16 protein-coding genes and 1 pseudogene are annotated in these 17,964 nt (G+C 69.5%); 7 read left to right on the top strand and 10 right to left on the bottom strand.

The window, feature by feature from the left end:
- Nucleotides 1-152: 152 nt before the first annotated feature.
- Both ACQP0P_RS21305 and ACQP0P_RS21300 read left to right on the top strand, forming a co-directional pair.
- Entirely contained in the window at nt 153-1,073 is a 921-nt protein-coding gene (locus ACQP0P_RS21305; RefSeq protein ID WP_433379733.1) for a MurR/RpiR family transcriptional regulator, read from the top strand.
- Between the two features lie 389 nt (nt 1,074-1,462).
- Complete coding sequence (locus ACQP0P_RS21300) at nt 1,463-2,740, top strand: hypothetical protein (RefSeq protein WP_433379730.1); 1,278 nt, start codon at nt 1,463-1,465, stop codon at nt 2,738-2,740.
- A gap of 383 nt (nt 2,741-3,123) precedes the next feature.
- On the opposite strand, the gene ACQP0P_RS21295 is transcribed toward ACQP0P_RS21300, so the two are convergent.
- From ACQP0P_RS21295 to ACQP0P_RS21265, 7 genes are all read right to left on the bottom strand, one after another.
- The gene (locus ACQP0P_RS21295) at nt 3,124-3,525 is read right to left on the bottom strand and encodes a hypothetical protein (protein WP_433379727.1); all 402 of its coding nucleotides are present in this window, start codon (nt 3,523-3,525) and stop codon (nt 3,124-3,126) included.
- Nucleotides 3,522-3,770: a hypothetical protein gene (locus ACQP0P_RS21290; protein WP_433379724.1), complete on the bottom strand. Its 249-nt coding sequence runs from the start codon at nt 3,768-3,770 to the stop codon at nt 3,522-3,524. The genes ACQP0P_RS21295 and ACQP0P_RS21290 overlap by 4 nt, the downstream gene beginning before the upstream one ends.
- A gap of 604 nt (nt 3,771-4,374) precedes the next feature.
- Nucleotides 4,375-4,872, bottom strand: coding sequence for a DUF1203 domain-containing protein (locus ACQP0P_RS21285; RefSeq protein ID WP_433379721.1), 498 nt, complete (start codon nt 4,870-4,872; stop codon nt 4,375-4,377).
- A 210-nt stretch (nt 4,873-5,082) separates the two neighbouring features.
- A complete protein-coding gene (locus ACQP0P_RS21280) occupies nt 5,083-6,027 on the bottom strand; it encodes a hypothetical protein (RefSeq protein WP_433379718.1) in 945 nt (314 codons plus the stop codon).
- Nucleotides 6,028-6,038: 11 nt separating this feature from the next.
- Nucleotides 6,039-6,629, bottom strand: coding sequence for a matrixin family metalloprotease (locus tag ACQP0P_RS21275; protein ID WP_433379715.1), 591 nt, complete (start codon nt 6,627-6,629; stop codon nt 6,039-6,041).
- A gap of 418 nt (nt 6,630-7,047) precedes the next feature.
- Nucleotides 7,048-10,584, bottom strand: a complete 3,537-nt coding sequence (locus ACQP0P_RS21270; protein ID WP_433379712.1) for a protein kinase domain-containing protein — start codon at nt 10,582-10,584, stop codon at nt 7,048-7,050.
- Nucleotides 10,585-10,768: 184 nt separating this feature from the next.
- Nucleotides 10,769-12,208 carry an MFS transporter gene (locus ACQP0P_RS21265; RefSeq protein ID WP_433379709.1) on the bottom strand — a complete coding sequence of 480 codons (1,440 nt, stop codon included), beginning with the start codon at nt 12,206-12,208 and terminating at the stop codon, nt 10,769-10,771.
- Nucleotides 12,209-12,354: 146 nt separating this feature from the next.
- Between ACQP0P_RS21265 and ACQP0P_RS21260 the strand changes: the two genes are divergently transcribed.
- Nucleotides 12,355-12,810 (top strand): MarR family winged helix-turn-helix transcriptional regulator, encoded by a 456-nt coding sequence (locus ACQP0P_RS21260; RefSeq protein WP_433379706.1) that lies wholly within the window; start codon nt 12,355-12,357, stop codon nt 12,808-12,810.
- A gap of 33 nt (nt 12,811-12,843) precedes the next feature.
- Here ACQP0P_RS21260 and ACQP0P_RS21255 read toward each other — a convergent pair whose 3' ends face one another.
- Nucleotides 12,844-14,130, bottom strand: a complete 1,287-nt coding sequence (locus ACQP0P_RS21255; protein ID WP_433379703.1) for an MFS transporter — start codon at nt 14,128-14,130, stop codon at nt 12,844-12,846.
- A 516-nt stretch (nt 14,131-14,646) separates the two neighbouring features.
- On the opposite strand from ACQP0P_RS21255, the gene ACQP0P_RS21250 reads away from it, so the two are divergent.
- The 4 genes from ACQP0P_RS21250 to ACQP0P_RS21235 all read left to right on the top strand — a co-directional run bounded on the left by ACQP0P_RS21250 (nt 14,647) and on the right by ACQP0P_RS21235 (nt 17,569).
- On the top strand, nt 14,647-15,078 hold the full coding sequence (locus tag ACQP0P_RS21250; protein ID WP_433379700.1) for an Hsp20/alpha crystallin family protein: 432 nt from the start codon (nt 14,647-14,649) through the stop codon (nt 15,076-15,078).
- 410 nt (nt 15,079-15,488) lie between these two features.
- Entirely contained in the window at nt 15,489-16,598 is a 1,110-nt protein-coding gene (gene fbp, locus ACQP0P_RS21245; RefSeq protein WP_433379697.1) for a fructose-1,6-bisphosphate aldolase/phosphatase, read from the top strand.
- A gap of 105 nt (nt 16,599-16,703) precedes the next feature.
- Entirely contained in the window at nt 16,704-16,961 is a 258-nt protein-coding gene (locus tag ACQP0P_RS21240) for a DUF1876 domain-containing protein (protein ID WP_433379694.1), read from the top strand.
- A 167-nt stretch (nt 16,962-17,128) separates the two neighbouring features.
- Nucleotides 17,129-17,569: an OsmC family protein gene (locus tag ACQP0P_RS21235; protein ID WP_433379691.1), complete on the top strand. Its 441-nt coding sequence runs from the start codon at nt 17,129-17,131 to the stop codon at nt 17,567-17,569.
- Between the two features lie 102 nt (nt 17,570-17,671).
- Here the strand turns inward: ACQP0P_RS21235 and ACQP0P_RS21230 are convergent.
- A pseudogene (locus ACQP0P_RS21230) lies at nt 17,672-17,746 on the bottom strand (hypothetical protein); the annotation flags it as partial.
- A gap of 20 nt (nt 17,747-17,766) precedes the next feature.
- Entirely contained in the window at nt 17,767-17,964 is a 198-nt protein-coding gene (locus ACQP0P_RS21225) for a hypothetical protein (RefSeq protein ID WP_433379688.1), read from the bottom strand.

Raw genomic sequence — 17,964 nt, 5'->3', positions numbered from 1 at the left:
CGAGGCTGGGAACCGCCGATGGGCGGTGGGCGGTGGACGTCCGGCGGGCGGCGCTCGATCCGAGTACGGCGTTCTCTTTTCGTACGGTTCGTGGCATGATCCCTTCCTTGCGACGCGCCGCACGATCCGGCGGTCGTCCATGAGGAGGCAACATGCTCGGCACCCCTGAGCCGCGCACCGTCGCGGCCCAGCTCCGCGACGTGCTGCCCAAGCTGCCCCGTGCGGAGCAGCGGGTCGCCCGCACCCTGCTCGCGGGCTACCCGACCGCCGGTCTGGAGCCGCTGGCGACCGTCGCGAGCCAGGCCCAGACCAGCCCGGCCACCGTGCTGCGGCTGGCCTACCGGCTGGGCTTCGAGGGCTACCCGGAGTTGCAGCAGGCGCTCAAGCGCGAGACCCAGCAGCGCTACTCCTCTCCCCTGGCCCAGTACGGCAGTGCCGAGGAGGACACCGGCAGGGTGCTGAGCCGGTCCCGCCGGGTGCTGCTGGACGCCACCGCCATGACCTTCGACCAGCTTCCCGAGGGGGAGCTGGTCAAGGCCGCGGAACTGCTGGCCGACCCCGGCCGCCGCATCTCGGCGGCCGGTGGCCGGTTCAGCACCATCCTGGCCCAGTACCTCATCGCCCACCTGCACCAGTTGCGTCCCAACGCGACCTACATCGCCGGGTCCACCGCCGACCACGCCGCCCACCTGCTCGACATGGGCCGCCGCGACGTGCTGGTGCTCTTCGACTACCGGCGCTACCAGCGCGAGACGATCGCCTTCGCCCGCGCCGCCGCGGCGCGCAACGTGAAGATCGTGCTGCTGACCGACCCGTGGCTGTCGCCCGCCGCCACGGTGGCGGACGTCGTGCTGCCCGCCCAGGTCCGCTCGCCCTCCCCGTTCGACTCGCTGACCCCGGCGGTCGCGCTGCTGGAGACGCTGGTCGCCGCGGTGGTCGAGCAGCTCGGCGAGGCGGGCAGGAGCCGGGTGGCCGAGTACGACCAGATGGCCGACGACGTGCTGCGCGAGGACGACGGGCCGCTCACCCCGGCCGGTCCCGGCACCGAGCCGCCCGGCGGGACCCGGACGTGACCCGTACGCGTTGACCCCGCCACCGTGCGCCAACGGAGTACGGAGGTGGGGCAATGACGGCCCCGAGGAAACCGAGGCGGCCGTGGTGTGGGCTTGGGGAATCCAGAGCCGAGGCCGTTCCGCGCTCGGGCGACGCGATTACTTTTTCCCTCTGAGATTTTCTTGTATTCAGCGAGAGCGGCACGGATGTCGGCGGTGGCGGTCTCCTTGCCCCGCCGCGGAACACCGCCACCAGGGCAAATTACGGAAAAAAGCGAGCACCACACTAACCACGGGTTGAACATCTGCCGACCTACCCGCTCCTAGCGTTTCCATAGTCGACAAAAGTCGGCGTCGGGTCGAAGGGGTGGGTCATGCGGCGGCTGAGAAGTGAGCGGAGACGGCCCGGTGTGATCACCCCCCTGGTCGGGCTGGTGGCGTGCGTCCTGTCCGCCTGTGCGGGCGAGCGACCGGCGTCGGCGCCGGGCCCGCTTCACCACGCCGGGGCCGCCGGTGGGACGCCGGCCGCCACCTCGCCGGGCGGTGCGGCGAGCGCCCCGGCCACCACGTCGGCCGCGCCGGTGGACGTCTACGCCCACGACCGGCCCGGCATGCTCAGTCCGGTCGTGGCGAGGTTCCCCGAGCGGGTCTACGTGCCCAACAGCGAGAGCAACACCGTCAGCGTGATCGACCCGCGTACCTACCGGGTGCTCCGCACCTTCACGGTGGACCGTCGGCCGCAGCACGTCGTCCCCTCGTGGGATCTGAAGACGCTCTGGGTCAACAACAACGACGGCAACTCCCTGACGCCGATCAACCCCATGACCGGCAAGGTCGGCAAGCCGGTGTTCGTCGACGACCCCTACAACCTGTACTTCACCCCGGACGGCCGCACCGCCCTGGTGATGGCCGAGCGGGAGAACCGGCTCGACTTCCTCAACCCGCGCACCATGCGGCTCCGGCACTCGCTGCACATGCCCTGCCGGGGGATCAACCACGCGGACTTCACCGCCGACGGGACCCTCCTCCTCGGCAGCTGCGAGTTCTCCGGCCAGCTGGTGGTCATCGACACGGCCGCCCGTAAGGTCCTGGCCGTCATCGACCTGGCGGACGGCACCACCCGCCGCAAGGGCATCCGGCGCGCGGCCCCGCAGGGCGACAACGCGTCGTACGAGCTGGAGCACGACATGGCGCACGACGCCATGCGGCACGGACACATGCCGTACCCCAACATGCCGCAGGACGTGAAGCTCTCCCCGGACGGCACCACCTTCTACGTCGCCGACATGGCCAAGGACGGCGTGTGGCTCGTCGACGCCGGGGAGTTCCGGGTCACCGGTTTCATCAAGACCGGCGCGGGCGCGCACGGGCTCTACGTCAGCCGGGACTCGAAGGTGCTGTACGTCTCCAACCGGGGCGCCGGATCGGTCTCGGTCGTCTCCTTCGCCCTTCGCAGCCCGATCGACACCTGGCACATCCCCGGCGGCGGTTCACCGGACATGGGCGGCGTGTCGGCCGACGGCCGCCGCCTGTGGCTGTCCGGACGCTATGACGGGGTGGTCTACGTGTTCGACACCGAGAACGGCGGCCTCATCCGCAAGATCCCCGTCGGCGCCGGCCCGCACGGCCTGTCCATCTACCCCCAGCCCGGCCGCTACTCACTCGGCCACACGGGGGTCTTCCGCTGAGGTACGGACAAAAGCTGAGATACCTGGTGTTACCGCAGAAGGTGGGCCGCCCTCTTCCTTCGCTCCCACAGCCCCTCCTCTTCGAGTAGCCAAATGACTACTCATTGTCATACTCAAAGACGGCTATGAACACCCCCACCCCAGAAACGACCTCTAAACGCCCACTGCCTCCCCCATCTCTGCCAAACGACCAAGGGCCGGTCCTCGCCTCTCCAGTCGCCGCACGAGTTGAAGCGATCGAGGTCAGAGCCGGTACTCAAACACGAAGCAGCCCATCCGCAGGGCAGCCGTTCAGAACCCACCGCGGGTCCACGACAAGCGGCTGTCCTGAAAAATATGCGGCGTTCCGACCCCGCGGCCCTCAAGATGGCCGGTTTGCGGGTCTAACCGGCGAGGAGCTTGCTGACCGCCTGGTGGGAGACGCCGAGCAGCACGCCGATATCCCGATGGGGAAGTCCCTGGTCGTGCAGGCGGCGTGCGGCCTGGCGCGAACGACTGACCGCGTCGTCACGTAGCCGATCGGCCTCCCGGCGGACTTCCCTGGTCCGCGCGACCTCCGTGGCGAGTTCCTCCCCCAGAACGGGAACCACCGTGATCTGCCAGGTAGCCGCGACCGGATCATCGAGGCCGACGTCGAAACGGACGGCCAGTAGATCACGTACCGTCTCCTCGGCCTGATCGAGCCGCCGCGCCTGGGTATGCGCCGGACGTCGCAGCCCCGGCCCTTCGATCTCCAACGCCCACCAGCCGTCGGACCGCTGTGCCGTGACTCGAAACTCGCTCATTTGGCCTCCTCCTCGTCATCCTGGCTCATGTTCCGCTGAGCTTCGGCGAGCAGCGCGTCCCACTCCCTGAGGATGCCCTTGGCCGTCAACTCGTTGACCTCGGCATGACGCGGCACGATGACCGCATCCCCTCGGACGTACCACTTGTCGTGACTGCCACCATGCACGTCGGGCGTCTTCGAGAACTCGAAGCCGTACCGCTTCGCCAGGCGTGCCATCCGGCCAAGCAGATCGGTCCGTTTCATTCAGCGTAGTCAATGCAGTTGCCACCAACAAGGCAAGCGGCTTGCCGACATCTCCGGTTAGATCCCAAATGCCACGGCCGGCGTTGCCACTGGCTGCTCGGACACGGGTTCACCGGACCGAACATGTTCCGGGGGCGACCGAAATGCGTGGTCGGCGACAACGACCATCGGCCGATCAGCACGGCCACGATCTTCGTCGCCGCCCGCCGAATGAGCGGGGAACGGCCTTCGGTCATCCGTACCCCGTCGTGTTCTCCGCTGTGCACGATCACCGACAGCGAACGGAGCGTGCTCATGCGGCCATCCGGCGGCATCCCCCCGGGTGCTCACGGCCCCCGCCTCCGCCCCGGCCTGGCCCGCCTACGCCAGTGGACCGAACACCACCCGTCCGCGAGCGGCTAAGCGCCCGCTCCCGCAGCGGGACAGAGAGCCCGTCCGCGGCACAGCCGCCCCAGCGAACCTGATTACGGGTCCGCGACAGGCGGCTGTCCCGCAGCCGAGCGTACCGGGACGCAAGCACCCCGATGAGGTCATCGGCGCTCTCCGCTGGATCGAACCGGCAGGGTGACCGCCCCGTCTCATTACGGGCAAGGTCGGGCCGGGGTCAGGCGCGGCGCACCTCGAACATGAAGCAGCCGTACTCCACGGCCCGTACATGTACCAGCTCCACCTCGGGGTCGGCGAACTGTTCGGCCAGGATGGCCTCCGACGCGATGGCGTCACCGCTGATGTGGTGCTCCACCAGCCGTCCGCCCAGGATGCCGCCCTTGGCGTCGTAGGCGCGGAAGACCCGCCGCTCACCACCCATACCGGCCGGAAAACCCGTCCCGCCGAACCCCTCGCACGGCTCGGCGTGCACGAAGACCGGACCCACCTCCTCGTACGGGCCGGGGTCGGCTCCGGTCCGCGCCGCCCAGCGGCGCAGCGGCGCGTACGAGAGCAGGGCGAGCTCCTCTCCGGGGAGGCTGTGGCGCAGGCAGCAGCGCAGCGGGGAACCTCCCTCGGTGTCGGTGACCAGACGGGGCGTGCGCCCGGCGTCGTCACGGACCCGCAACCCGGCGACGACCTCTGCATCGATGGCGAAAGTACGGAAGGTGCTCATGGATCCATGCTCGGCCCTGACCGGTCGGTGCGCTGGCGGGAATCAGACCTGGTTGCAGGCCGGACCATCACGCTGTCGAACCGCCGGGGCGATCCGCGGACACCGGTCAAGAACCGAAACGAGACCCCGCCCCGGTTCACCGGGGCGGGGCCGTATCTCATCGGAGTGGCCGGGTCGGCAGGTGGCCGACGCGGTGTCGGTGCCGGCCTCTCAGGCCGCGCTCACCGCGCGGTTCAGCAACTGGCCCAGGGTCGGTGTGTCGGCCTCGGGCTCGTTCCCCGTGGGGCCGGGGGTGTCCGTCGTGACCGGGTCGGGGACGTCCACCACCGAGGCGTCGGGGTCGTCCGTGGGGTCCGGGACCGGAGTGGTCGTCGGCGTCTGGCCGGGGTCCTCCCCGTGCGGGAAGTCCGAGGGCTTGGGCGGCCTTGGGGTCTCCAGCTCGGGCTCCTCCTCCACAGGCGGCGGACCGCCGTTGAGGATCTGGTCCACCCGCTCCGGGTTGTCCATGAGCGGGGCGATGACCGGCTCACCCGGCGCCTGCTCGACGAACACACCCTCGCCGATCGGTAGGTGCACCGAGGCCAGGTAGCCGGCCAGTGCCTGGGGCACGGCCCGTCCCTCGGCCTGGCTGCGCTCCAGGGCGTTGTGCACGTAGAACAGCCCGTGCCCCGCGCTGCCGATGGAAGCACGCAGCAGGTCCAGGGAGACGTGATTGGGCTGCTTGACCTGCAGCCGGATCTGACCGTTCTGCACTCCGAGGCCGAGCCGTCCGGACAGCGTACGGTCCACCCTGACGACGAGGCCGGCATAGCGGACCGCCGCGTTGGGATCGTCGTAGCCGACGATGGGCGCGGTGCCGGTGCCGTCGTCGGAGCCGAAGGCGATCCCCGGCTCGATGCCGACGACGGTGCCCTCCAGCATCGCCGCCGCGGGGACGAAGGCGCCGGAGGCCGGCGCGCCCGGCGTCAGGTCGTCCAGCGAGTCGTAGAGGTACTCGCCCGTCGACTCGCCCGCGTCGGAGCGCATCAGGGACCAGAACGGAGGAGCGGGGTCGTTGGAGCGGGCGGCGGCCACACCGACGGCGGCCAGCAGGCCCAGGGCGGTGACCAGGGTGAGGCTCACTCCCGCGGTGCGGGATCGGAACGTCTTTGGCATGTGTCCCGTCCTCAGAATCGACCGTTGATGTGCGCGACGTCGTGCGAGGTGTAGGTGCGCACGGTGGAGCGGCCCGACTTCATGCAGGAGTCGCTCTGGGAGGAGTGGTCGAGCCCGGTGGTGTGCCCGACCTCGTGGCAGGCCGTCTTCTTACGCTCGTTCTCCGAGAAGCGGCTCATGTCGGCCAGATCGAAGCGGATCTCGTACTGGTCGCACTTCCACCAGCCGTTGATGAGCCCCGGGCTGATCATCCGTACGCACTCGGCGCGGGCGTAGATGTTCTTTCCGGTGCTCGACCCGTCCCAGTCGAGACCCCAGTAGTCGTCGTAGTACTGATCGAACATCTCCACATCGGTGTGCTTGTCAGGGGTGGAGTCGTAGTGCGTGGCCATGTCGGTCTGGGAGTCCAACTTGATCATGGCGTAGTTGCCCGCGACCTTCATGTACGAGGTCAACGACGAGTAGTTGTAGTAATGGTCCTTGTTGTCGGCCTGCGCGCAGCATCCTGACGGATGCAGAAACGACCATCCGAACGCGTTGGCGTTCGCCGGCGGCGCGAACGTGAGGAGCATGACGAAGGCGAGCAGGGTCGAGAGCGCCAAGGTGTGGCCTCGGACTCCCGATTCGCTCGATGGCTTTTTGGGCACCCGTAGTCCTTACAAAAGGCATGACAAAACGCGGTGATCTTCGCAGTTTCTTGACCATGTCCGCAACAGGCTTTTCTCACCGCTGACAGGAACGTCCTGACCAGGCACGTCGGCTCGTCCGGCCGGCCCCCGGGCGCCGATGGTCGGCGAGGGTGGCCCGCCTTCCCGTCCCCCCGTCCCCCCGTCCCCCCGTCCCCCCGTCCCCCGGGAAGAATGGCCTGCCGGTCGAGCCGCTTCGTATGCTCCGGCCTTCCTACCGCCGCCGGACGGTGACGGGCTCATCGCGATGCCCGAAGAGCCTCGGGAAACGACCGGGAGCCGGCCGGCACAGCCATGATCTTCGCCCGTCACGCCGGACGAACGGATGCGAGTGTCATGGGCAGACCGGCTGGTAGTCCACTTCGGGGACGTACCGCGCCCATTCCTCATGGGTCAGGGAATCCGCGACGATCGCGCAGAGCACCCCGGAGGGATCACCGGGGATGCCGACATCCCACAGGCGAACCGCGCCGTCACGACCGCCGGTGACCAGCGTCTGTCCGTCAGGGCTGAAGGGCACCGAGTAGACGGGGCCGGTGGAGCCCCCGGTCAGCGGGGCGCCGATCTGCGTGTGGGTCGGCACATCCCACAACCGCACCGTACCGTCGAAGCTGCCGGTGGCCAGCACCTGACCACCCGGAGCGAAGGCCACCGAGTAGACGGAATCGTTGGGACCGGTCAGCGGGGCACCGATCTGCGTGTGGGTCCGCACATCCCACAACCGCGCCGTACCGTCGTAGCTACCGGTGACCAGCACCTGACCACCCGGAGCGAAGGCCACCGAGGTGACCACGTTGGTGTGACCGGTCAGCGGGGCACCGATCTGCGTGTGGGTCCGCACATCCCACAACCGCGCCAGGCCGTCGTAGCTGCCGACGGCCAGCGACTTCCCGTCCGGACTGAAAACCACCGAGGTGACGGTTTCGGTGTCGGTGGTGAGAGGGCTACCGATCTGCCGGCGAGTCCGCACGTCCCACAACCGCACCGCGCCGTCGGCATCGCCGGTGGCCAGCACCTGCCCATCCGGACTGAAACTCAGGGAGAAGACGGCGTTGGTGGGATTGGCCAGGGGAGCACCGATCTGCCGGCGAGTCTTCACATCCCACAACCGCACCGCGCCGTCGGCATCGCCGGTGGCCAGCACCTGCCCATCCGGGCTGAAGGCCAGCGAGTGGACGGAGCCGGGGTAAGCGGTGAAGGGAAAAATGCCTGTCTGCTTGTGAGTCCGCACATCCCACAACCGCGCCGTGCCGTCACGGCCACCGGTGGCCAGCAGCCGACCGTCCGGGCTGAACGCCGTCGAGAGGACCTCGTCGGTGTGGCCGGTCAGCGGGGAACCGACCTGCCGGTGAGCTCGCGCATCCCACAGCCACGTTGTCCCGTTGGCACCGCCGGTGGCCAGCGTCCGCCCGTCCCGGCTGAAGGCCACCGCGTAGATGGCGTTGCTGCCGCTGGTCAGGGGGGCGCCGACCTGCGTGCGGGTCCGCACGTCCCACGACCGCGCCGTGCCGTCACGGCCACCGGTGACCAGTAGCTGACCGTCCGGGCTGAAGGCCACCGCGTTGACGTCGTCGGTGTGTGCGGTCAGCGGGGAACCGACCTGCTTACCGGTCCGCACATCCCACAGCCGCACCGTGGTGTCAGCGCTGCCGGTGGCCAGTGTCCGCCCGTCCGGGCTGAAGGCCACCGAGAGGACGGCCTTGGTGTGGCCGGTCAGCGAGGCACCGATCTGTTTGCGGGTCCGCACGTCCCACAGTCGCGCCGTGCCTTTGCCGTCGTCGTCGCTACCGGCGGCCAGTGTCCGCCCGTCCGGGCTGAAGGCCAACGAGGTGACGGAGTCGATGTGGGCGGCCCGTAGGGCACCGACCTGCCGACGGGTCCGCAGATCCCACAACCGCACCAGGCCGTCAATGCTGCCGATGGCCAGCAGCTGACCGTCCGGACTGAACGTCACCGAGAAGGCGGAGCCGGCGGTGTCGAGCAGGGGCTTGCCGATCTGCTCACGGGTCCGCACATCCCACAACCGCACCAGGCCGTTAACGCTGCCGGTGGCGAGCGTCTGCCCGTCCGGGCTGAAAGCCACCGAGGTGACCGGGTCGGTCCGGAGGGCACCGACCTGCCGACGAGTCCGCGCGTCCCACAGCCGCACCGTACCGTCATGGCTGCCGGTGGCGAGCGTCTGCCCGTCCGGACTGAAGGCCACCGAGGTGACCGAGTTGGCGTGGCCGGCCAGGATCGCGCGCTCCGGCTTTCCGGCAGCGGTGAGCATGCCGGCGCGGGCCTCGGGGGTGGGGCTGACCCGCCAGGCCGCCACCGCCAGCAGCGCCGACAGCCGGGGGTCGCCGGTGAGGAGTTCGCTCTGCGCGGCGAGCCTGCGGGAGACGGCCGCGTCGCGCTGGTGGTCGGCGGCCTGCTGCGCCCGCACGGCCAGGGCCGTCGCCACCAGGGCGACGGCGAGGAGTGCGGCCAGGAAGGTGGTGAGGGCCTGGCGGCGCCGGATGTCGCGGGTCTGGGTACGGGTGGCGGCGTTGAGGAACTCGGTCTCCAGCCGGTTCAGCACGAGATGTTGGTGACCTGTGGTGACCCAGAGCAGGGCCTCTTCCAGACCCCTGCCACTGAGTACGTCTCCCGGTCGCCGGCCGTGGGTCTCCCAGGCCTGCGCGGCCTGCCGGATCCGGTGATGTGCCGGCAGGCCGTCGCGCTCGGTGTCGAGCCAGCCGCGCAGCCGGGGCCAGGCCCTCAGCACCGCGGGCCTGGCGAGGGTGATCCGCTCATCGGCATGGGTGACCACGTCACGGAAAGCCATGAGCATGTTGTGCAGCGCCTGCTCCTGCGGGTGCGTCAGCCCGTCGAAGAGCTCGGCGTGCGGGACCGGCCGGGGCAAGAGGTCGCCGTCGTCGGCGACCGTCACCAGGCGGAGGAAGACCTCCGGGACACGGTCGCGTTCCTCGGGGGTGAGGGAGGTGTAGGCATCCTCGGCGATCATGCCCAGGGTCGGATCGATCGGCTCCCACCGGGCCAGCGCCCCGGCCTCCGCACTACCCGCCGCCATCAGATCGCCGGGGGTGTCCGGTGTGCCGTTGATGAGGGCGGACAGGATGGCGCGGGCCGTCGGCCGGGCGAGCGGGTCCTTGGCCAGCGCCGCACCGATCAGCGGACGCAACGACTCCGGCAACACACCGAGATCAGGATCGGCGGTGAGCACCCGATGAGCCACCGCGAGAACGGAATCGGCGTGAAAGGCATGCTCGCCCGTGACGGCGAACAACACGATCGCCCCCCAGGAGAAGACATCGGCCGCCGCTCCGGCACGCCTGCCCTCGAAGATCTCCGGCGCCATGTACGGTGGCGTGCCCGCGGGCATCCCCGTAGGAGTCAACGACATCTCCACAGTGCGGGCGATCCCGAAATCGATCAGCCGTGGACCGTCAGGACCGAGCAGGATGTTGTCGGGCTTGAGATCGCGATGGATCACCCCGGCCTCGTGGATGGCCACCAGCGCGGTGACCACCCCGATCGCCAGCCGATGCAGATCATCACCCCGGAAACGACGACCGTCCTGAACCACCCGGCCCAGACTCAATCCGTCGACGAACTCACTGACGATGTACGGCCTGGGACCCTCCAGACGCGCCTGCAGGATCCTCGCGGTACAGAACGACGCGACCCGCTGGGCCGCCCGCACCTCCTTGGCCATCCGGGCCAACTGCTGCGAAGCACTACCGAAGGTGTGCAGAACCTTGATCGCGACCCGGGCCCCGTCCTCGTCGTAGGCGTCGTAGACCACCCCCTGCCCCCCGGCCCCCAACCGCCCGGCCAGCCAGTACTCCCCCAGCCGCTGCGGATCACCCGGTTGAAGAGTGTCGATCATCGATGGCCCCCTCGCCTCATCTACTCCGTCGATGAGACGCCAACCATCTCGGTAAAGTTCTACACCGACTCAAACCGTCGGCGGCAATGTCAACAGACCCACCTCTTGGCGCAGTTCCCCTGTCCGGGCGTTCAAGGCGACCCGCGCGTTCGAGGCCGGAACGGCGGAATCCTCGGCAGAGGCGTCAGGACACGGTCGCCGGTTCGGCGATGACGGCGTCCTCGGCCGGGGAGTCGGCCCGGCGGGCCGGGATCGCGGAGGCGATCGCCGCGGCGACGAGCGCGACGCCACAGCCGATCAGCAGACCGGTGCGGAAGCCGCTCTCGGACGGCAGGGTGTGCCCGCCCACTCGCATGGTCATCTGGGTGAGGACGACACCGATCACCGCGGCCGACACCGAGGTGCCGATGGAGCGCATCAGTGAGTTGAAACTGTTGGCAGCGGCGGTTTCCGACCGGGGAACCGCGCTCATGATCAGGGCGGGCATCGCGCCGTAGGCCAGCCCGACGCCTATGCTGCAGAGGCAGGTGACGATCAGCAGGCCCCACGTCGTCCCGAGCAGGGCCATCGAGGAGCCGTACCCGAGCGCCATGACCAGGCTGCCGGCGACCAGAGTGACCTTGGGGCCGCGAGCGGCCGACAGCCGCGCACCCAGCGGCGAGACCACCATCATCATCAGGCCGGACGGGGCCGTCCACAGGCCGGCGGCCAGCATCGACTGGCCCAGGCCGTACCCGGTGGCCTCGGGCAGCTGCAGGATCTGGATCACGATCAGCGCCTGGGCGTACATCGCGAATCCGACCACGATCGAGGCCACGTTGGTCAGCAGTACCGGGCGCCGGGCGGTGACGCGCAGGTCGACCAGTGGATCACCGACTCGCAGTTCCCACCAGCCCCACACCCCGAAGACGACCAGCGCGACGGCGAACAGCCCGAGGGTGGTTCCGCTCGCCCAGCCCCAGTCCGCGCCCTTGGAAACCCCCAGCAGCAGGCAGACCAGGCCAATGCCCAGGCCGAGCGCGCCGACGACGTCGAGGCGTCCCGTGGTCCGGGCGGGCGTGGCGGGCACCAGCAGCCAGATCAGGCCGGCGACCAGCACGCTCAGCGCGGCCGCGCCCCAGAACAGTACGCGCCAGCTCGCGTACTCGGCGACCGCCGCCGCGACCGGCATCCCGAGCGCTCCGCCGATGCCCATGGACGAGCTCATCAGCGCGATCGCGGGGCCCACCCGCTCGGACGGCAGCAGGTCCCGCAGCGCGCTGATGCCCAGCGGGATCATGCCCATGCCCATGCCCTGCAGACCTCGCCCGATGATCATCTGGGTCACCGAGTCGGCCAGCGCGCAGGTCACGCAGCCCGCGATGATCGGCACCGAGCAGGCCAGCATCATGCGGCGCTTGCCGTACAGGTCGCCGAGCCGTCCGATCACCGGGACGGCCACCGCCCCCACCAGCAGCGTGATGGTGATCACCCAGGAGGCGTTGGCCGCGTTGGTGTGCAACATGCGCGGCAGTTCGCCGATCAGCGGCACCACCAGGGTCTGCATGAGTGAGGCGACGATACCCGCCACCGCCAGCACACCGACGATCCCGCCGGGGCGGGTGGTGGACGTGGAGTCGTCCACGTGGATCTCCCTTGTCTGGACAAATAAGGCGATGTGTACGATACACATAATGTGCTTAATGCATAACATGGGGGTGATACATAGTGACTGCCGATGCGCACCCGTACGGCGAAGCGGGACGCGGGGAAGTCTGGAGAGGGACCGGCATGGAGAAGCCCACACACTCGATCGAGTACGAGACCATGCTGCTCGGGCGGTACTATCACCTGACCCTGTCCAGCGCCGAACGCGAGGGCGACCATCTGGACCGCAGCGCCTACGTCCTGCTCAGTCGCATCCAGATCGTCGGCCCGATGTCCATCGGGCAGCTCAGCGAGGCGTTCGGCCTGGACCCCTCCACCCTCAACCGGCAGACCTCGGCCATGCTCCGCGCCGGGCTGGTCGACCGTATCCCCGACCCCGACGGGGGCATCGCCCGCAAGTTCCGGATCAGCGCCGAAGGCGGGCGCCGCCTCCGGCAGCAGCGCGACGAGATCGTCCGCAGCATGGAGAAGTTACTGTGCGACTGGACGCCCGAGGAGGTCGCCACCTTCGCCGCCTGCCTCAAACGGTTCAACACCGATATCGAACGTCTCACCGGCCGTCCCTGGCCCCGCCCCTGACCGCCTACCGGCGATGCCGGCCGAGGTTTCCGGTCAGGGCCGGCCTGACCCCTCGGGCACCACGCCCGTCTCGGAGAGGAGACCTCCGGCCGGTGACCCCGCGGGCCGCCGCGACCGTCCCAGCGCCGTGGCCGCCGACAACAGGGCCGGGACTGCCGCGATGACGAAGCACAGGGGCAGCGGCAGGCTGCCCACCAGCAGGCCGACGACCGCGGTCCCGCCGGACGTGCCGGCGTTGAAAGCGGTGTTGACCCATGCGCTCGCCCTGGTCCGGTTCCGCGGCGTGGCGGATTCGTCGGCGAGCAGGTAGGCCGTGGTCAGCGCGGGAGCGACGAACAGTCCCGCGACGCCCACCGCCGCGACCAGGACGTACAGGTTGGGCGAGAACCCCGCCGCGGCGAGCGCGAGGCCCAGCGCGGCCGCCAGCACCGGCAGCCGTACCTGCCCGGAGACCCGCCAGGAGCGGGCGCCGTAGACCAGACCACCGACCGCGCTGCCCGCCGACAGCGCGGCCTCGGCCCAGGCCACCGCGGCGATCTGGTGATGCCGCTCGGCGAAGACCACCATGAGCAGGCCCAGCGCCCCCAGGCACATGCCAACGCCGGCCGACACCATGACCGGCTGGATCAGCCCGCCCACGCCGGACAGCCACCGCCGTCGCGACGAGACCGGCGCGGGGGGCGTACCGGGCTCGGCGTGCGGCGGGCCGGTCCGGAGAGTCCGCGCGGTGCGCACCGCCGGAGAGGACACGAGCGCGAAGGTTCCGCTCAACACCAGGGCGGCGCTGAGGGCCACGCCCGCGGCGGGAGTGGCGAGTACGGCCAGCAGACCGGCCAGCAACGGTCCGGCGACGAAGAGCAGTTCCTCGGCGACGGTGTCCAGGCTGTAGGCGCGTTGCAGCAGTCGCCGGTCGGGCAGCAGGTCGCTCCAGAGCGTGCGCATCACCGGGCCCAGCGGGGGTGCGCAGGCGCCCGCCGCGACGGCCAGGGCCACCAGGGCGACCCCGGAGGCCCCCGGTCGCCAGGTGGCGGCGGCCAGGGCGGCCAGCAGCAGCGCGTAGCCGAGGGCCATCGGCGGCAGCGCCCGGCGAGGTCCGTAGCGGTCGATCAGCCCGGCTCGCAGCGGGGACAGCGCGGCGCTGGTGAGTCCGAACAGGGCCATGGCGACACCGGCCACGGCGTAGGAGCCGGTGGCGCCGGTGAACGCCAGCACCAGGGAGAGAAAGACGGTCCCGTAGGACAGCCGTCCCAGCAGTGCCGCGCCGAAGAGGCGGCAGGCATGGGGGGTGCGAAGGACGGCAATGTACGACGGCGAAGACATGGAGGTGTTCCTCAGAAGAGCAGCGCGCATCTGGGGCGCTGTGAACGTGCGGGGACGCCGAAGTGCCGCACCCGATCGGTGCGGTCAGTGCGAGGTCCTAGTCACGGGGGAGGAACATGCCCGCCATCCTAAAGGATCCGCCTGCCGCCACCGCCGGCCCGAAGCGGACGGCCGCTGAATCGATATCCGTTCGGCCGCTTCCCTACCGTCGGCCGTGCTGCCGGCGAACATGCCGGCGGCACGGGTCGGTGGATCAGTGGACAGGCCCGCGATCATCATCGATCTGCGCGATGTCCGGCCACCCGTCATCGGCGGGCACCTTGTCGATCATGATGTTGTGTCACCGCGTCACTCGAATCGCGCCCGAGCCACGGTTCGAACGACGGCGGCGGCTTTCCGGCGTCGGGCACGGCGGCCAAAAGACCTACGTGTTAGAGACCTCTGGCTGTTACCTCCGGGTCCTGCCCGGTGGTGTGATGGAGGTATGGGAAGACCTCGGTAGGCAAGGAGGACACCATGAGCATGCCGATGATCCGCGAGCGGCGAGGCCTCGTCCCCGAACTGTTCAACTGGTTGGACATGCCCCTCGCCGCCATGCAGTCGACGGCGGTGCAGCCCATCAAGTTCGAGGACTACGTCAAGGACGATCGCTACGTGCTGCGGGCCGAGTTGCCGGGAATCGACCCCGACAAGGATGTCGACATCACCCTGTCCAACGGCGTCCTGACCATCCACGCCGAGCGGCGTGACGAGCAGCGGGACCAGCAGCGGACGGAGTTCCGCTACGGCTCCTTCACCCGGTCGATCACGCTGCCCAGCGACGTGGACGAGAACGACGTCAAGGCCTCCTACGACAAGGGGGTTCTGGAGGTCAGCGTCAAACTCGCCGACACCAAACCGCAGGAAAAGCACATCCAGATCGAGTCCACGCCCCGGAAGAAGTCCTGACGGATCGGGCGGACCCGCTCGACATGACGCGGGTCCGCTCATGACCCGCGGATCGCAGCGATCCTCCGCTGCAGATCACCGGTCGGTCGCGAGTACTTTCTGCTATGATTTGACACACTCAGGGTAGTGATGTGGTTAGTCCGTAGCTTCGTCATAGTCCGCATGGGTTTCGCTTTCCTGGAGTGTTGATCGTGCTCACGGTCACGCCGCCCAGGGCCGCGAGGAGACCGTGGACACTCGTGGAGCCGACGCTGAAGCGAGCGCTCATGCGGTAAGGCGCGGGCTGCCGGAGCACACTCACAAGCAGGTACGGAAGTCCCGCCCGGCCGGGGCCTTCTGCCCTACCCATATACAAGGCCCCTGACCAGCGTGGAAGCAGGACAACCCACGGGGGGATCATCATGATCACTTTGAGTGTCATCAAGGCCGACACCGGGGGGTTCGTCGGCCACTCCGCGGTGCACCCGAACATGATGGCCGAGGCCCGCCGCGAGATCGACCGGGCGACCGCCTCGGGACTGCTCATCGACGGCCAGGTCGCCGGCTGCGGCGACGACATCTCGCTCATCATGACCCACACCTACGGCGCCGACGCGGGGCTCATCCACTCCTTCGCCTGGGACACCTTCCAGGCCACCACCCACATCGCCAAGGGACTCGGCCTGTACGGCGCCGGCCAGGACCTGCTGTCGGACGCCTTCTCCGGCAATCTGCGGGGCATGGGGCCCGGATATGCCGAGATGGAGTTCGAGGAGCGCCCGTCGGAGCCGGTGCTGTGCTTCCTGGCCGACAAGACCGAGCCGGGCGCGTGGAACCTGCCGCTGTACAAGATGTTCGCCGACCCGTTCAACACCGCGGGCCTGGTCATCGACGGAAAGATGCACGCCGGCTTCAGCTTCGAGGTCTACGACCTGTACGAGGAGAAGCGCATCGTCTTCGACTGCCCGGCCGACCTGTACGACATGCTGATGTACATCGGCGCCCCGGCCCGTTACGTGATCCACGGCGTCCGTTCCAAGACCCTGGATGAGACCGCGGCCACGACCAGCACCCAGCGGCTGTCCCTGATCGCCGGCAAGTACGTCGGCAAGGACGACCCGGTGATGATCGTCCGCTGCCAGTCCGGGTTGCCCGCGGTCGGCGAGGCACTGGAGCCCTTCGCCTTCCCGTACACGGTCGCCGGGTGCATGCGCGGCTCGCACCACGCGCCGTTCCTGCCGGTCCCGGTCCAGCAGGCGCATCCGTCCCGGTTCGACGGCCCGCCGCGCGTGGTCGCGCTGGGATTCCAGATCCACGACGGGAAGCTGATCGGCCCGCGCGACATGTTCGACGATCCGGCCTTCGACGGCGCACGGGCCCAGGCCGGCGAGATCATGGACTACCTCCGCCGCCACGGCCCGTTCGAACCGCACCGGCTGCCACTGTCGGAGCTGGAGTACACCACCATGCCCGCTCTCGCCCAGCGGCTCGCGAACCGCTGGACCCCGATGACCACCGAGATCGCGACACCCGTCGGATGATCCACGCGACCGCCCGGCCATCCCGGACGATCGGCATCTGATCGGGCTCGCCGCACACTCGGGAGCACGACACCGCGAACACCCGTTCGATCGGAGGTTCCTTCCATGGAAGCCAAGCAATGGACCGTGCAGATCTACATCACCGAAGAGGGCGATGACACCGCCGCCCGGGCGCTCCTGACCACCAGGGACGACACCCACCTGACCGGGATCGGTCACGCGCGCCGCAACCCGGTCGACCAGTCGGTCCCCGAGATCGGCGACGAGCTCGCGGTCGCCCGCGCGCTGGCCGACCTGGCGGAAAGGTTGCGCACCGTCACCGCGGAGGACATCGCCCATGTCGGCGGGCCCACCTCACGGTGACGGCCCCTCGCCCCGGGCCACCGGGATCGGCACGACCGCACCGTCCGCCTCGGCCACGATCCGCGGACGGTGCGTGCCCTTCCCCTGTCGACGCGCAGGGGCCGTCCCAGGGCGATGAGATCCACGTGCTCCACCTACGGAACCTGAACACACCCGTGGAGTCACCCATGAAACAGAACCGGAACGGCATGGTGAAGATCACCTGGCACGGCGGCGGCCGCTTTGACGTTCGGATACGCCGCCACACCATCCGTGTCGACCAGCCCACGGACTTCGGCGGAGGCGACACCGGTCCCGTCCCGGTCGAGCTGTTCGTCGGAAGTCTCGCGGCCTGCGTCGCCCATCGCGCCGAACGCTACCTGCACCGATGTGAACTGCCCGCCGGCGTCACCGTGACCGCCCACTACGACCTGGGGCTGCGTCCGGCACGGGTCGGCCGAATCGATCTGGTCGTCGACGCTCCCGGCCTTCCCGAAGGGCTTCGGGAATCGTTCACCACCGTCGTCGAGCACAGCGCCGTGCACAACTCGCTGCGGCTGCCGCCGGAGATCACCCTTCAGGTCCGCACCGAGGAGGGAGCGGTCATGGAGGCGATCGAAACGACCTGATGTCACCGGTGGCCTGAGCCCGGCACGTCCTCGGGCCGAGCCGGCCGCGCCCGGCGTGTCGATCACCATGACCACCGGTAGGCCGAGGTCCTCGGCGAGCCGCATCCCACGGCGTGCCTCGTGCGGCGCACCGATCCCCCTCGGATGGGAGGTCTGGGCGCGACGGTCGTGCCCCACGATCACGCACGGGATCCCGTTCACCCCGGCCAGGGCGAGCAGCACCCCGGGTTCGCTCTCACCCGGGCCGGTGCCGGCGTTGTCGACCGGACGTCGAGCCGCCTGGCCGGCGTGGTCCGGCCCTGCTCACCGGTGCCGTCCAGGCCGAAGAACCCCGCGGGGTGACCCGCCTCGCCCGGCTCCTTGACGAGCCGGATACCCTCGGTCTCCTCGACCAA

This window comes from Streptosporangium sp. CA-115845, assembly GCF_050943795.1.
Classification (GTDB): Bacteria; Actinomycetota; Actinomycetes; order Streptosporangiales; family Streptosporangiaceae; genus Streptosporangium.
This window is presented reverse-complemented; position numbering and strand designations above follow the sequence as displayed.

Bases quoted from the DNA above. Each gene is read 5' to 3' on its own strand.
- ACQP0P_RS21250 (WP_433379700.1), top strand. From the start codon at position 14,647: ATGAGCATGCCGATGATCCGCGAGCGGCGAGGCCTCGTCCCCGAACTG.
- ACQP0P_RS21235 (WP_433379691.1), top strand. From the start codon at position 17,129: ATGAAACAGAACCGGAACGGCATGGTGAAGATCACCTGGCACGGCGGC.
- ACQP0P_RS21305 (WP_433379733.1), top strand. From the start codon at position 153: ATGCTCGGCACCCCTGAGCCGCGCACCGTCGCGGCCCAGCTCCGCGAC.
- ACQP0P_RS21240 (WP_433379694.1), top strand. From the start codon at position 16,704: ATGGAAGCCAAGCAATGGACCGTGCAGATCTACATCACCGAAGAGGGC.
- ACQP0P_RS21255 (WP_433379703.1), bottom strand. From the start codon at position 14,130: ATGTCTTCGCCGTCGTACATTGCCGTCCTTCGCACCCCCCATGCCTGC.
- ACQP0P_RS21280 (WP_433379718.1), bottom strand. From the start codon at position 6,027: ATGCCAAAGACGTTCCGATCCCGCACCGCGGGAGTGAGCCTCACCCTG.
- ACQP0P_RS21290 (WP_433379724.1), bottom strand. From the start codon at position 3,770: ATGAAACGGACCGATCTGCTTGGCCGGATGGCACGCCTGGCGAAGCGG.
- ACQP0P_RS21295 (WP_433379727.1), bottom strand. From the start codon at position 3,525: ATGAGCGAGTTTCGAGTCACGGCACAGCGGTCCGACGGCTGGTGGGCG.
- ACQP0P_RS21270 (WP_433379712.1), bottom strand. From the start codon at position 10,584: ATGATCGACACTCTTCAACCGGGTGATCCGCAGCGGCTGGGGGAGTAC.
- ACQP0P_RS21285 (WP_433379721.1), bottom strand. From the start codon at position 4,872: ATGAGCACCTTCCGTACTTTCGCCATCGATGCAGAGGTCGTCGCCGGG.
- ACQP0P_RS21260 (WP_433379706.1), top strand. From the start codon at position 12,355: ATGGAGAAGCCCACACACTCGATCGAGTACGAGACCATGCTGCTCGGG.